Origin of the sequence: Pseudoalteromonas sp. '520P1 No. 423', assembly GCF_001269985.1 — a bacterium.
Classification (GTDB): Bacteria; Pseudomonadota; Gammaproteobacteria; order Enterobacterales; family Alteromonadaceae; genus Pseudoalteromonas.
The window spans coordinates 989,767-1,004,255 of record NZ_BBZB01000001.1; the positions used below are offsets into that span (position 1 = coordinate 989,767).

Annotated in this window: 13 protein-coding genes; 4 read left to right on the forward strand and 9 right to left on the reverse strand. The window is 35.7% G+C overall.

All coding sequences use genetic code 11. From position 1 onward, the window contains the following. Positions 1-231 precede the first annotated feature (231 nt). From PSA_RS04575 to PSA_RS04585, 3 genes are all read right to left on the reverse strand, one after another. Positions 232-939 carry a glutathione S-transferase family protein gene (locus tag PSA_RS04575; RefSeq protein WP_042152614.1) on the reverse strand — a complete coding sequence of 236 codons (708 nt, stop codon included), beginning with the start codon at positions 937-939 and terminating at the stop codon, positions 232-234. A gap of 127 nt (positions 940-1,066) precedes the next feature. Then, positions 1,067-3,529 carry a S9 family peptidase gene (locus PSA_RS04580; protein WP_042152639.1) on the reverse strand — a complete coding sequence of 821 codons (2,463 nt, stop codon included), beginning with the start codon at positions 3,527-3,529 and terminating at the stop codon, positions 1,067-1,069. Between the two features lie 11 nt (positions 3,530-3,540). Beyond that, positions 3,541-4,251 (reverse strand): 2OG-Fe(II) oxygenase, encoded by a 711-nt coding sequence (locus tag PSA_RS04585; RefSeq protein ID WP_042152611.1) that lies wholly within the window; start codon positions 4,249-4,251, stop codon positions 3,541-3,543. A 65-nt stretch (positions 4,252-4,316) separates the two neighbouring features. Here PSA_RS04585 and PSA_RS04590 point away from each other — a divergent pair, with 65 nt between their 5' ends. After that, positions 4,317-4,712: a thioesterase family protein gene (locus tag PSA_RS04590; protein WP_042152608.1), complete on the forward strand. Its 396-nt coding sequence runs from the start codon at positions 4,317-4,319 to the stop codon at positions 4,710-4,712. A 50-nt stretch (positions 4,713-4,762) separates the two neighbouring features. On the opposite strand, the gene hutC is transcribed toward PSA_RS04590, so the two are convergent. Continuing rightward, on the reverse strand, positions 4,763-5,470 hold the full coding sequence (hutC, locus tag PSA_RS04595) for a histidine utilization repressor (protein ID WP_042152606.1): 708 nt from the start codon (positions 5,468-5,470) through the stop codon (positions 4,763-4,765). A 196-nt stretch (positions 5,471-5,666) separates the two neighbouring features. Here hutC and hutI point away from each other — a divergent pair, with 196 nt between their 5' ends. Next, a complete protein-coding gene (gene hutI / locus PSA_RS04600; RefSeq protein ID WP_042152604.1) occupies positions 5,667-6,914 on the forward strand; it encodes an imidazolonepropionase in 1,248 nt (415 codons plus the stop codon). A gap of 37 nt (positions 6,915-6,951) precedes the next feature. Further along, a complete protein-coding gene (locus PSA_RS04605) occupies positions 6,952-8,772 on the forward strand; it encodes a GGDEF domain-containing phosphodiesterase (protein WP_052380258.1) in 1,821 nt (606 codons plus the stop codon). A 52-nt stretch (positions 8,773-8,824) separates the two neighbouring features. On the opposite strand, the gene rraA is transcribed toward PSA_RS04605, so the two are convergent. Beyond that, the gene (gene rraA / locus PSA_RS04610) at positions 8,825-9,328 is read right to left on the reverse strand and encodes a ribonuclease E activity regulator RraA (protein ID WP_042152601.1); all 504 of its coding nucleotides are present in this window, start codon (positions 9,326-9,328) and stop codon (positions 8,825-8,827) included. A gap of 159 nt (positions 9,329-9,487) precedes the next feature. On the opposite strand from rraA, the gene PSA_RS04615 reads away from it, so the two are divergent. Continuing rightward, positions 9,488-11,368, forward strand: coding sequence for a methyl-accepting chemotaxis protein (locus tag PSA_RS04615; RefSeq protein ID WP_042152596.1), 1,881 nt, complete (start codon positions 9,488-9,490; stop codon positions 11,366-11,368). Between the two features lie 20 nt (positions 11,369-11,388). Here PSA_RS04615 and PSA_RS04620 read toward each other — a convergent pair whose 3' ends face one another. The 4 genes from PSA_RS04620 to PSA_RS04635 form a co-directional block, all read right to left on the reverse strand. Further along, entirely contained in the window at positions 11,389-11,778 is a 390-nt protein-coding gene (locus tag PSA_RS04620) for a gamma-butyrobetaine hydroxylase-like domain-containing protein (protein WP_042152593.1), read from the reverse strand. 169 nt (positions 11,779-11,947) lie between these two features. After that, the gene (hslU, locus tag PSA_RS04625; RefSeq protein ID WP_042152590.1) at positions 11,948-13,276 is read right to left on the reverse strand and encodes an HslU--HslV peptidase ATPase subunit; all 1,329 of its coding nucleotides are present in this window, start codon (positions 13,274-13,276) and stop codon (positions 11,948-11,950) included. A gap of 11 nt (positions 13,277-13,287) precedes the next feature. Continuing rightward, positions 13,288-13,806, reverse strand: coding sequence for an ATP-dependent protease subunit HslV (hslV, locus tag PSA_RS04630; RefSeq protein WP_042152588.1), 519 nt, complete (start codon positions 13,804-13,806; stop codon positions 13,288-13,290). Between the two features lie 163 nt (positions 13,807-13,969). Next, a complete protein-coding gene (locus PSA_RS04635; protein WP_042152585.1) occupies positions 13,970-14,482 on the reverse strand; it encodes an SPOR domain-containing protein in 513 nt (170 codons plus the stop codon). Between the last annotated feature and the right edge of the window lie 7 nt (positions 14,483-14,489).

Sequence of the window (14,489 nt, forward strand, 5' to 3'; positions counted from 1 at the left end):
CATAAAATTAATTTTTATCAATTACAAAGCCTCTATAACGCATTTTAAGCCTATCAAACAAAAACAAACACAATTACAAACAAAACCTAAAAACCTCTAAAAACAAAAAATAGACCTATTAGCTCTTAATATTAATCACTTTCTTTAAGTCTCGCGTTGCCTGAAGAGAAAAGACGGTTTAATAGGGTGGTAATTGCAATACCCGCACCACCTTTTCAGCTACGCGCAGAATTAATTAGGTGTTCGGCTTAGCATCGTGGCTGCTTGTGTTTCGCCAATATACGCCACTAAATTCTTATGGCTTTCTAATCGTTTTTTGATTGGGCTTTGAATGCCACCGTTTAAAAAGTTAGTTAATAAACCGTATATTGCACAATCGTAACGAGTCATCTTTTCTGAAATAAAAAAGTTTTTATCTGTTAATAATACCGATAAATGATCAATTGATTTATTGGCTATGGCATATATCTCTTGTTTGTCATGTCGACCTGTTCCTTGTGATTTACAGTTTTTGATTGCGCGTTTTCGCATTGAATTTGGTACAAATAATTTTAAAAAAGCGGGTAACTTACCAAAAAACTCTTCTTTGCTAACAGGCCAAAAATCATCGTCAATCCAACGACTATAAACTAGTGACCAATAAAGCTGTTCTTCACATAGTTGTTGTAATAAATGACCTTGCGCGTGTTCTGTAGGTGTCAGATCTTTATCTAGTTCATGTGTGGCTTCAAGCTTATTAATGATCAGGCTTGAATCAGCAATTAACTCGTTATCAATTATAGCGACAGGTAATTTACCCTTAGGCATTTTATGGCTATCAACACGATAATGGTTCTTATATTCAATATTTGCTAATTGGCAATAAGCTTGTAGTTTTATGGCAAAAGGGCTGGCATTGGCTAGGCCAAAAGCGGGTGGAAATTGGTGAAGTTCGATCATAATTGTCCTTAATTTGTTTTATAAACTAAGAACAGCATATCAGGGACTACTGACAATAAATGTCAGTAGTCCTGTTAATCTGAAATTCGGATAAGCAAAACGCTTATCCAAAGCCCAGGTAAATAAGTTATTTACTTGGATATAAATGATCCCACCATTGTGGTTGATCTTTTAGATTTTTATCAAAGTATGCCATCATAGTATCCCACCAGTGAAAACGTTTATCACGGGCAAAGACTTGATGGTTAGTATTATGATATTCAACAAGCTCAACATCTTGACCAAGTAATTTAAGCGCAGTATACATATTATGACTCTCGCCTGGTGGTACGTTAGTATCTGCATTACCGTGGATCAGTAATAATGGTGTTGTTACTTTATCAGCATTAAATACTGGGCTATGTTGGCTATAAAGCTTTGCATTATTCCAAGGGAAGCTGCCTTTAGACGCTTCACCAGAATATAAATAGCCCCACCAACCTTGACCCCAATATGAGGTGATATTTGAGATCCCAGCATGTGATATTGACGCACTAAACATATCTGTTTTGGTAGTAAGTAGCATAGTCATAAAACCACCGTATGATGCGCCTAAGTTACCTACTTTTTTTGCATCAACATAAGGATAAGCTTTTAAAAACTCGCCTGTACCTTGCATGATATCGTCAGCAGTGAAATTACCCCAAGCATTCACATGTTTAGCTGAGAATTCTTGGCCAAAACCTGTCGCGCCTGTTGGTTGTAATACATAAACTACATAACCATTAGCTGCCCATAAGTTAAATGGATAACGACCTGTAAAACCACGTGTTACTGGTGATGTACCACCGTAATAATAAACAAGTGCAGGGTGTTTTTTAGTTTTATCTAAATTATGAGGGATATAAACACGGCCACTAATTTCAACATTGTCTTTATTTACAAAGTTAAATTCTTCTAAAGTCGCAATTTCACTGTTTTGATAAAAGTCAGCTTGGCTATCTGATAGCGTTTTAGCTTTATTTTTATAAACATTTAACAGCTTAACCTGCTGAGGCTTAGAGGCTGTGGTGCCTGTATATAATAATTGTGGCTTTTTACCTTGAGATAAAGAAAAACGCTCTACAATATCAAGCTTAGTGTTGAGTTTTTTAAAGCTGCTTTTGCTTTCATCAAATAAATAGACTTGTTTAGTATCTTTTTCTGTTACAGATAACACAACATCGCTATTTTTTAATACTTCAAAACGACCAATTGACGGATCAAACTCTTTAGATAAAGCAGTCACATCTTTACCATTAAAGCTAAGTTTATATAACTGCCCATCATAGTTATTAGGTAGCATATCTTTAGGTAAATTTTGGCCAGCACCATTCATAAATGCAGGACCTGCTGTGATATAAAAGCCATTTTTACGATATTGTGCATTATTAAACGTACGATATTTACCGATTACCTTTTCACTATGATCTTTTAAGTTAACTTCAACTAACTCTGTGATCATATGTGGTGGTGCAGCATAATCAATTGGATTACGGCTTAATAAAACAGTACCGCGTTTTGCATTATGATCTTCAAGACTATGACTGAATTTTGGTGAGCTTACTTGGCGGATCAAACCAGAATTAAGATCTAATAAATGAACCTGGTTGGTATTTCGTGCATATGACCAACGATCTTCTAAGCCTTTATAATGTTTTGTAAGCGATTTACTTTTAGTTGGGGTTTTATTCCAACTGAAAATTAAAGTATCGTTATCAAAAAACTCAAAGCCGCTGGTACTGGCTAAGTTGTCACTTAATACTTTTATTTCAAGGGTTTTTCTGTCTAATTGTTTTAATTTACCATTTGATAAATAAACTAATTTTTTATTATCTGGGCTCCAAATAAAGTTAGATGCTTTGCCGTCTTCCCAGCGGTATCTTACAGTATTTGATTTAGTATCTAATAGCTGAGCGGTACGTACTGCTTTATTAGCTGACTTATCGTTATATGCTTTGCTTTTGTAGATCATTTGCTTTGCATCGGGTGATAGCGATACACCTGAAATCACTTTTGCATCATATAATTGCTTAGCTGATAAAGGATGAGAATCATGATTAGTCAGTGTGACTTTGTCATGATCTGATTGACCATCAAAATCTAACATTACTTTTTTCCAATCGCTGACTTGTTCAGCAATTACCGTGATCTGGTGGTCACCTGTAGGTAAAGTTAATGGGTATTTTTTATCGCTAGCACTTATAGGAGTATTGTTAATAAACACGCTTGCTGTTTCTATACCTTGTATTTTTAAATCACCTTGTACAAATCTATCTACTGATAAAGTAAATTTAATCGCTTGTAGGCCAGGCTCTGTCAGCGCGCTGACTTGAGAAAGCGGTTGCCATTTTATTTTTTCACCAAAAATATTCACTGATTTATTATTTTGTGAAATTTGCGGCAATAAGTTGTTTATGATCTCTTTTTGTTGAGCCGTTTCATAAGGCTTAAATTGACTTTGCGGTGCAATAGGACCTAGATAATTGATTTTACTTTTATCTAGCGCTTCAGCTAATGCAGTATTGGCGATCCCAGTTGCGCATAAGCCAATTAATACTTTTTTTAGCATGTTAGTTTTTCTCATTTGTTTGTTTGAGGCGTGCCGTAAATTTTTTCAGCATGATTAAATAAAACCCAAGAGGTAAAAATGTATTTATCATTTGAGATTGGCGTATTACCCCTATGTGTATGGGTAAAATACCCAGGAAAAATAGCCATAGTACCTTGGGTTGGTTTCAGTTTTAGCTTTTGGTAATAAAACTCTGTTTCTCCTCCTTCTCCAACATCATTTAAATAGAACATGAATGCAAGCACACGATGCAGCGCTTCGTTATGACCTGCTTGTGGATATACTTCGCTATGATAATAAGGATATCCACCTTTATTTTTTTCGTATTTTTGCGCTTGTATTGGCCCCAGTCTAAAAAGCTGCTGCACTAAAGTAGATACTTGAGGTTTACCTACTTCTTCAAAGTTTTCTACTGTTAAATTGGTTGGTTCACCTGTTTTTGGATGGTAAACCGTTAAACCAAATGCACCTATCATGATTAAAAAGTTATCTGATATGTATTCAAATACTTTTTCAGCGGTGATCTTTTGTATATGTTGGTTGTACTGTGCATATTCAGGGTGCATGCTCAAATACAGATCTTTGCTATCTTTTTTAGCTAAATCGATACCACCACTGGTAGTTCCCTGTTTTAAATGGGGGCTTTGTTCGAAAAGTTTGATAAAGTTATTACAGAACTCAGGGCTAAGTGCGTTTTCATATGTACGAATAAGATCTGGCATAAATGAGATCCCTTGTTAAATTTATTATGTAAGGTTCTTCTTTGGGAACCTGTTTAGGTGTAGATATGTTTAAAGAAAAAATAATGCCACGTTTCACTGAAACGGATGCTTTAGGGCATATAAACAATACCGTACTACCAGTTTGGTTTGAAGCAACTCGCACGCCTATTTTTAGGTTTTTCACCCCAGATCTTGATCCAAAACAGTGGAAACTGATCATTGCTAAAATAGAGGTTGAGTTTCAAGGTGAGTTATTCTACGGGCAAGAAGTTGAAATTAAAACTGCTATTCGTAAAATTGGGAACAGCTCTTTTGTTATCGAGCAAAGTGCATGGCAGCATGAGGAGCTGTGTGCTTTAGGTAAAACGGTTGTTGTACGTTATGATTTTGATACTAAAAAAGCACAAGCTTTATCTGAGTCAGAAAAAAATATGTTAAGTGAGCACTTGTTAGTAGATTAGTTAATTCATAGTTTAAACTTAATAAATAAGCCGTATGAGATACGGTTTTTTTATTTTTTAAATGTTAAATGACCACCTAAGCGATACTTAGAACCGGGTGAAATTAATCGAGCGAAACTTACAACACCTTTTGATGACCAAGTTCTACGAATAACTTGTAAACATGGCTCTAGATTATAAAGGGTTAACCATTCACACACTTCATCAGAGGGCGTAATGGCCTCAACAGTATGGCGAGCTTCAGTTAATGGTGCCGCTTGGCTTAAATATTCATGTGGGGTGATTTGTTCAAAGTTTTGCTGTAAATACTCAGGTGCTAGACTTGGGTTAACAAAGCGTTCTTCAGCTTGCAGGGGTTTATCGTTTTCAAAATGCACTAATATACTGCGATATACTAAAGAATCAACTTCAACACCTAAAGCGATTGCAATGGGGGCGATAGCTTGCATTGATTCTAGCACAATTGGATTACAAGTATATTGGCCACCACGGTCTTTTACTTCATCTGCGATATTTCTTATTTCTAATAAAGATGATTGCGACTTAAAGCTCGCAACAAAAGTCCCTAACCCTTGAGAGCGAGTTAAAATACCTTCTTCGGTTAATTCTGTTAATGCACGTCTTGCTGTCATTCTGCTGACAGAAAACTGCACTGTTAATTCGTTTTCTGATGGAATTCGGCTATGCTCAGGCCATTCACCTGATTTTATTTTGTCGATAATAAAGCGCTTTATTTGCGCAAATTTAGGTGTGATCATCGTCAATGCCGTGGGGACCTTATTTAGATAAACGGATTATAAAATAATATGATACCAAGTCTATTAAATATGTGCTCATGGTAAATGATTAATAATTCAAAAGAACTGGTGATTAATAAAGTGGCATAGATTACTTGTATATACAAGTTCTAATGTTAGACTAAATAAAATTTTATTACGAGTCTGGGTGAGTATGATGTTAAATGAAGAATTTGATCAAGTCATAATTGATGTGAATGTAGCGACAATGGATCCTGCAATGTCTGCAGCTTATGGTGCCATTGAAAATGCGGCTGTTGCACTAAAAGATGGCAAGATTGCTTGGTTAGGTAAATATGAAGACTTGCCTAAGTTTGATGCTTTATCAACGCCTGTTATTGCAGCTAAAGGTCAATGGTTAACACCTGGTTTGATAGATTGTCATACTCATTTAGTATTTGGTGGCTCACGCGCCCGTGAATTTGAAATGCGTTTACAAGGTGTTTCTTATCAAGAAATAGCAGCCCAAGGTGGCGGTATCGTTTCAACAGTAAAGGCAACTCGCGAAGCGTCAGAAGAAGCATTATTTGTTAGTGCTAAAAAAAGATTAAACGCTTTATATAACGAAGGTGTTACGACTGTTGAAATTAAATCAGGCTATGGTTTAGATACAGAATCTGAAATTAAAATGCTGAAAGTTGCTAAGCTTTTAGGTGAGCATCATAAAGTAGATGTAAAAACGACATTTTTAGGTGCGCACGCGTTACCACCAGAATATAAAACGACACCACCAGAGCAAGGTGCTGATGCATACATAGATTTAGTATGTGAAAAAATGATGCCTAAAGTGGCTGAGTTAGGGCTTGCTGATGCGGTTGATGCTTTTTGTGAAGGTGTCGGTTTTTCAAATGCGCAAACACGTAAAGTATTTGAAAAAGCAAAAGAGCTAGGTTTACCAGTTAAGCTACATGCTGAGCAGCTATCTAATTTAAAAGGTGCTGAACTTGTTGCAGAGTTTAATGGTTTGTCAGCTGATCATATTGAGTTTTTAGATGAAGCAGGTGTAAAAGCCATGGCTGATGCTGGCACTGTCGCTGTGTTATTGCCTGGTGCTTTTTATATTTTACGTGAAACGCAATTACCGCCAATTAAGTTATTACAACAATATAATGTACCAATTGCGATTTCTACAGATTTTAATCCAGGCACATCTCCTGTTTGTTCTCTAAAATTAATGATGAATATGGGTTGTACTTTATTTAGCATGACACCTGAGCAAGTATTAGCGGGTGTAACAGTTAATGCCGCTAAAGCCTTAGGCTTAACGGATCGTGGTGTGATAGCTAAAGGCCAACGTGCTGATTTAGTTTTATGGGATATAGAACATCCAGCAGAATTAGCTTATCAATTTGGTGTAAACCCACTTGCAAAACAATGGATTGAGGGCGAGAATGTTGTTAGCTAGGGGATGGCTTCCTTAAATTGGATTAAGAGGTAAGTGGATGCAAAAGTTAGGACTCATTTTTATGATGGTGGTATTTACACCATATGCTCAGGCATCCACTGCTATGTCGAATGGTAATTTAGACTACTTTTTTGCGGGCATGGCCTTTTTGGCTTTACTGTCGTGCGTGCAACATAAGCAAAGTATCATTCATAGGGCATTTAACTTATTATCTGGCATAGGTGTTTTATCGTTTTTAAGTTTTAATTCTAGTATTTTACTTATCACTTTTGTATTTTTAGTGTCAGCTCAAGCGATATATCTTTTAACAACAGAAAAAGGTAATAAAGTTGTTAAAATAGGTATGTTAATCACGTTAAGCTCAATAGTGGTATTATCTTGTTTAGCATGGTTATCAATATTACCAGCTAGCGTTATTTCCTTAGTTATTATTCCATTATTATTATCCCAATCGACTGAAACCTCACTGATAGAAGTGCCGGGCTTAACATCGATCAATACGAATGAGCAACATGCGACTAATAGCGGTCAAGGCACGTCTTTGCCTGATCGTGCTTTATTAAAGCAAGCCTTTAATAAATGGCAGCAAAATGACGGTAAAGCATGTATTTTTGTACTGATTAAATTTGATGGCTTAAATGATATAAATCAAAGGTTAGGGCGTGAGTTAAGCGATGTTTTATTAACTCAGCTGGCATCTAAAGTAAAAAAACAATTAGATCATGAGGAATTGATTACTATATTGGAGTTTGATGAAGAACACATTAAACTCGCCCAATTAAGCAATGTTGATTTTGTATTTGTGATTGGCACTAATATGCATCAGCATTTACATGAAAAACTCATTAAAAAAATTCAAGTTGCGACAGAACAAGCTTCAGTCATTAATGGGCATTCACAAAAGATTTTATTAAGAGCTGCTTTTGCAAAAGGAGATAAAGACACAAGCATCGAAAGCTTAATAGAACATACTTATCTTGCGATCGATAGTGTGCAATGTGAAGGGGAACGTATTGCACAATATCGGCCTGAAATGTCAGTTGATCAACAAGCGCAATTAAAAACAATAGGTGAATTAGCATCGCTAAACTTTGATGATGCATTTGAATTACATTTTCATCCTATTGTCGTGCTCGAAACCAATAAAATAGAATTTGTTGAATTATTACTGAGATGGAAACATCCAGAGCAAGGTTTATTAAGCGCCTCTAGTTTTGTTGAAGAAATTCGTTTAGCTGGTTTAGCGTATGAAGTCGCCATTTGGGTATTGGAAAAAGCAGCTGAAATATCTTTAGTATTAAGGTGCCAAGACTTGAATGTCCCGGTCAGTATTAATTTATTTGGTGCAGAATTATTGCAAGATGAGTTTATTGAAAAAGTGGATGCAATTTTAACTGAGCATAATTTAACATCTCAAGATATTATTATAGAGTGCCCAGCCAATATACTCACTAACTTTGATGATAGTGGCGCTACTATGCTGAAAAGACTTAAAGCCATAGGTTTGCCTATTTGTTTAGATGATGTTGGCGCCAGCCCTTTATCCTTAGCTAACTTATCTTTTATGCCATTAAACTATATTAAAATTGATGAGCATTTAATTGAAGAATTAAGCCGTAATGTTAATGGGCGCAGTTTACTCAGTGGCATTATTGATATGGGTAATAATTTACAAACTAAAGTAATTTGTGAAGGCATAGAATCAGAAAAGCTTTTAGAGTTTATTAAAGGTTTTAATTGCTACGGTGCACAAGGGTATGTATTTACCAGACCGTTAAATTCAGAGGGGTTGACCAGTTGGCTTATGCAATGGCAGAAAAAACTTGATGAAAAAGTGGTCCCTTATCATTTAGGGTAACAGATAGAACTTTGGTTTTAAGTTAAAAAGCAAAGCTCTAAAAATATAGGGATTACTCAGCTAGATAGTCTTCTTCAGCTTCTAGAGGTTCAGGTGATAAAATCATGCCGGTGCTGTCGGAATAAATATAATCATCATCAAAAAAAGATACGCCAGCAAAATTAACACCTAAATTAGCTTCACCGTGACCGTTACTGTCTGCAGCAACCGGAATAGAAGCAATCGCTTGTATGCCAATATCTAGCTCTTCTAGTTCATCTACGTGTCTTACAGAGCCGTAAACAACTAAGCCTTCCCAGTTATTATTAAGTGCTAACTCGGCAATTTCTAAATCGATTAATGCACGACGTGTAGAACCGCCACCATCAATTAATAAAACTTTATCTGTACCATCTTGTGCTAATACATCTCGGATCAATTCATTGCTTTCAAAACATTTTATAGTGCTAACTTGGCCACCAAATGATGTTCTACCACCAAAATTGATAAACATAGGCTCTAAAACATCGATGAGGTTTGGGTATTTATCACATAATGCAGATGTATTGTATTCCATGTTGTGATCCTTCGAAAAGTCATAAAAACAAGTTGTTAGTATACCTAGCTTGATTTCCAAGACAATAATTAAATTTTTGCTAAATTTTAAACTATTGAAGACAGTTTTTTATTTATTTTCTATACTTTAGATAATTATAAATATAAGGATCACAAAGTAATGGGTTTACTAGAACGTTTATCAATAAAAATGCGTTTGCAAATAAATGCGCTAGTGGTTGGTATTGCTATGCTTGTGATGTTATTTGTGATAATTTTTCAATCGCAAACAATGCAATCACTTAATGCAATAACTAGCATTACGGGTACTTTAAACGCTAAAGAATTAGGTATGCGAAAAGATGAAAAAGATTTTTTAGCTTATAAACAACAAACATCATTAGACAAATTCGAAAAAAAATATAAAGAAATGCAACAAGGTGTTACAACATTAAAAGTCTACTATGAAGATTTAAATGTAGATCAAAATAAGCTTTTAAAATTTGAGAGTTTGGCAAGACAATATAAAAAAGATTTTGACCATGTGGTCAGTTTACAAAGAGAAATTGGATTACACCCAAAAGATGCGCTGTATGGTGAGCTTAGAGCCGCTGTGCACTCTGTTGAAGAGTTACTTAATGAATATAAAACTTATCAATTGCTCTCTGGTATGCTGCAATTAAGAAGAAATGAAAAAGACTTCATGTTGAGAAGTGATTTAAAATACTTAGCTAAATTTGAAAAAAACATCATACAATTGGAGCAAGATGTTTCTTCATCGGCTTTATCTGAGCAAATTAAATCAGATATCAAATCTATGTTAGTCATTTATCAAAATAAATTTATATTGTTAGTTAATAAAAGTGAAGAGCTTGGTTTATCTATGGAGTTAGGTGCACTAGGTAAAATGCGTAAATCAATTAAAAGCACTGATGCGATGTTTGAAAAAATGCTCAGTGAAGCAAAAGAAATGACTGAATCAACATCTAGTAGCGCTAAAGTTACGGCTTTTACTGTATTTGGTATATCCCTTCTAATTGTGATGAGTCTAGTTTACCTCACCAGTAGTTCTATCATAATCCCTATAAATGAAGTGTGTGAAACAATTCATAAAATTAGAGAACGAAATGATTTATCTTTATCAATAGTTGAAAAAGGCCAAGATGAAGTATCGGCTATGACCCATGATTTTAATGGTTTAATTTGTGACTTTAAAACCCTTATATTTGAAGTCAATTCTGCTCTTTCAACTTTAAATGCAGCAACAGAAGACTTAGCAGAAACTACTTCGGCAACCAGTGATGGTATGCAAGACCAGTTACATGAAGCTGATATGGTCGCAACAGCCGCAACACAAATGCAGGCCACAATACAAGATATATCACATAATACGGAAGCAGCTGCAAACAAAGCAGAATCAACTAATGTAAGTGCCTTAGAGGGGCGTAGTGAAGTAGATTCAACTGTGGCACGTATCTCTGAGCTATCGACTTCTTTAGGCGGCGCATCTGAAGTGGTATCCCAGTTAGAAAAAGATGGTGAAACTATAGGCTCGGTATTAGATGTTATTAGAGGTATCGCAGAACAGACTAATTTACTGGCTTTAAATGCAGCAATAGAGGCAGCCAGGGCAGGGGAGCAAGGACGAGGTTTTGCTGTGGTAGCTGATGAAGTGAGATCATTAGCGCAAAGAACACAAGAGTCCACTCAAGAGATAGAGAGTATTATAAGCACGTTACAGCAAAGAACACAGCAAGTGGTATCCTTGATGCAGCAATGTCGCCAACAAGGTGATGCAAGCTCTGCTCAAGCAACTAAGGCGGGTGAATTATTACAATCAATTACTGAAGATGTGCAAAATATTATGGATATGAGCACTCAAATTGCGACTGCAATTGATGAGCAAAACTTAGTTGCTTCTGAAGTGAATAAAAATGTGGTGAAAATTCGTGATATAGCAGAGCAAGCAACAGAACATGCCAGTAAAAACGCACACACAAGTGAGGAAGTTTCTGAACAAGCCAGAGTATTACACGGAGCGATAGCTAAGTTTAAAGTATAAAACCTGCTGCGCAGTTTTTATTATTGGATCCTAATTGGGATAATTTGATCTCGGCTGGCATTGTGTTTTGTCAGTCGGTCTAAATATTTTTGCCAAAGACTATTTTGGTTTAATTGTAAATATTCTAAGTATTGCCAGCTATATATGCCTGAATCATGGCCGTCATCAAATATAAGTTTCACGGCATAATGACCCACAGCTTCGATTTTATTTATTTTCACCTGCTTTTTATTTGTAACTAACTTCATCTCCTCTTTGCCATGACCTTGTACTTCAGCTGATGGTGAATGTACACGTAGAAACTCAGTACTAAAATGAGATTGTGTTATTTCATTCGATGTATTTTTAAAATAGACATCCAGTAATTTAGTTTTTTTATGATAATGAAATTTAGTGACTAATATAGACATATAAATTTTCTCCGCAGTTGTATTAAAGCCACTACGTGGCGGAAGATTTAACTAAAGGGATATATAGTTAATTAGTTTACATCAAAAAAATAGGCATGATTGATTCATGCCTATTTCGTTTTATGTTTTGCTACGCAGTTGCCTTAAATAGACCTGCGTAGCAAAGGTATTATAGAATAAAGCGGCTTAAATCTTCATTCTCAACTAAACTACCTAAGAATTTCTCTACGTACTTAGCATCAACTGTTAGTTGCTCACCTGCTTTTTCAGAAGCATCATATGATACTTCTTCCATTAAGCGTTCCATCACAGTATGAAGACGACGTGCGCCAATGTTTTCGGTCTTTTCATTTACGCGCCATGCTGATTCTGCAATCGCTGTAATTGACTCTTCAGTAAACTCAACATTAACTCCTTCAGTACCTAATAACGCAACGTATTGCTCTGTAAGAGATGCATGAGGTTCAGTTAAAATGCGTTCAAAATCTTTAGCACCTAAAGCTTCTAGTTCTACACGGATTGGTAAACGACCTTGAAGCTCTGGAATTAAATCAGATGGCTTAGACATTTGGAAAGCACCTGAGGTAATAAATAACATATGATCAGTTTTAACCATACCGTGTTTAGTGCTAACAGTCGTTCCTTCAACTAAAGGTAATAAGTCACGTTGTACACCTTCACGGCTTACATCTGGACCTGAAGATTCACCGCGTTTACAGATTTTGTCCATTTCATCAATGAATACAATACCGTTTTGCTCAACAGCCTGAATCGCTTTTTCTTTAAGATCTTCTGGGTTTACTAATTTTGCAGCTTCTTCTTCAATTAACAGTTTAAAGGCTTCTTTAATCTTTAATTTACGAGAAGATTTTTTCTCATTCGACATGTTTTGGAACATGCTTTGTAATTGATTTGTCATGTCTTCCATGCCTGGAGGCGCCATGATTTCAACGCCAACTGGAGACTGTGAAATATCAATATCAATTTCTTTATCATCTAACTTGCCTTCACGTAATTTTTTACGGAAAACTTGTCTTGTAGATGAGTTATCAGCAGGCTCTGTTTCACCAAATGTATTTTTTGCTGGCGGTAATAAGGCATCTAAAATACGTTCTTCAGCGGCTTCTTCAGCGCGATGTTTCACTTTTTTAGTTTCTAACTCACGAGTTAGTTTAATTGAGATGTCAGCAAGATCGCGAATGATCGTTTCAACTTCTTTACCAACATAACCTACTTCAGTAAATTTAGTTGCTTCAACTTTAATGAAAGGTGCATTTGCTAATTTAGCTAAACGACGTGCAATTTCAGTTTTACCAACACCCGTTGGACCTATCATCAGTATATTTTTAGGCGTTACTTCAGCTCTAAAATCTTCGTCAAGTTGCATTCTGCGCCAGCGGTTTCTTAATGCGATAGCAACTGCTTTTTTTGCATTTTTTTGACCAATAATATGTTGGTCTAATTCATGAACAATTTCTCTTGGCGTCATAGCTGACATAATAATTCCTATTATAATTCTTCGATAGTATGGTTATGATTAGTAAATACACAAATGTCGCCTGCTATTTTTAGGCTTTTTTCTGCAATTTCTCTTGCAGAAAGTTCTGTATTTTCTAATAGTGCGGTTGCTGCAGATTGTGCAAATGCACCACCACTACCAATTGCAATTAAATCATTTTCAGGCTGAATGACATCACCATTACCTGTAATGATAAGAGAAGCCGTTTCATCAGCTACTGCTAATAACGCTTCTAATTTACGTAACATTTTATCTGAACGCCAGTCTTTTGCCATTTCGACAGCTGCACGTGTTAAATGACCTTGATGCATTTCAAGTTTACTTTCAAATTTTTCAAATAATGTAAATGCGTCGGCGGTTCCGCCAGCAAAGCCCGCTATTACTTTATCGTTATATAGGCGACGTACTTTACGTGCATTGCCTTTCATCACTGTATTACCAAGTGAAACTTGGCCATCACCAGCGATCACAACTTTATCGCCGCGACGAACTGAAACAATTGTAGTCATGTTAATCTCTTTTTATTACGTGATCACATAGCAGCGGTTGCTGCTTTGTATTTATGTCTTTTAGTCTTTAATGACTAATAGATGGGGGAGGGGTGTGAAAATTTCAAGTAAAAGCGCTGGTAAACAGCGCTAAAATATAGAAATCTAATTATTTCTATATAGGTTACTTATTCCAGAACCAAATATTACAGCCTATGATCTTTTGGCGTTTTAGTAAGTTTTTATCACTTTCGGCTTTACGTTTTGTTTCATAGGGACCTAAACGCACTTTAAACCAAGAGCCTTGATGTTTTATAAATGAGATAATGCCAGTAAAAGCAATTTTAGCTTTTAATGTTTCAGCTTGCTCTCTTGATTTATAAGAGCCACACTGCATAACATAAGGCCCTTTTTGTGCCATTTCAGTGACTTCAACTTTTACTAAGTCAGGCTCTTTTATGGCTTGTATAAAATCAGAATCTATAGGTTTTTTCAGTGCTTCTTTTTTTACAGCTTTGACTTTTTTTGCTTCAGATTGCAACTTTTCTTCGCTGTTAGTAAATACGTAAAATAAACCGTAAATGAATGCAAAGAGCAGTGTTAAAGCAACTAAAATCCAACCAATAGGTTTCTTTTTAGCTGCCTTCTTTTTTGATTTATTCGGGCGTTTTTTATTTATAAAATCGTGTTGTGCCATTTTTTAT

Bases quoted from the DNA above. Each gene is read 5' to 3' on its own strand.
- PSA_RS04575 (WP_042152614.1), bottom strand. From the start codon at position 939: ATGATCGAACTTCACCAATTTCCACCCGCTTTTGGCCTAGCCAATGCC.
- PSA_RS04580 (WP_042152639.1), bottom strand. From the start codon at position 3,529: ATGCTAAAAAAAGTATTAATTGGCTTATGCGCAACTGGGATCGCCAAT.
- PSA_RS04585 (WP_042152611.1), bottom strand. From the start codon at position 4,251: ATGCCAGATCTTATTCGTACATATGAAAACGCACTTAGCCCTGAGTTC.
- PSA_RS04590 (WP_042152608.1), top strand. From the start codon at position 4,317: ATGTTTAAAGAAAAAATAATGCCACGTTTCACTGAAACGGATGCTTTA.
- hutC (WP_042152606.1), bottom strand. From the start codon at position 5,470: ATGATCACACCTAAATTTGCGCAAATAAAGCGCTTTATTATCGACAAA.
- hutI (WP_042152604.1), top strand. From the start codon at position 5,667: ATGTTAAATGAAGAATTTGATCAAGTCATAATTGATGTGAATGTAGCG.
- PSA_RS04605 (WP_052380258.1), top strand. From the start codon at position 6,952: ATGCAAAAGTTAGGACTCATTTTTATGATGGTGGTATTTACACCATAT.
- rraA (WP_042152601.1), bottom strand. From the start codon at position 9,328: ATGGAATACAATACATCTGCATTATGTGATAAATACCCAAACCTCATC.
- PSA_RS04615 (WP_042152596.1), top strand. From the start codon at position 9,488: ATGGGTTTACTAGAACGTTTATCAATAAAAATGCGTTTGCAAATAAAT.
- PSA_RS04620 (WP_042152593.1), bottom strand. From the start codon at position 11,778: ATGTCTATATTAGTCACTAAATTTCATTATCATAAAAAAACTAAATTA.
- hslU (WP_042152590.1), bottom strand. From the start codon at position 13,276: ATGTCAGCTATGACGCCAAGAGAAATTGTTCATGAATTAGACCAACAT.
- hslV (WP_042152588.1), bottom strand. From the start codon at position 13,806: ATGACTACAATTGTTTCAGTTCGTCGCGGCGATAAAGTTGTGATCGCT.
- PSA_RS04635 (WP_042152585.1), bottom strand. From the start codon at position 14,482: ATGGCACAACACGATTTTATAAATAAAAAACGCCCGAATAAATCAAAA.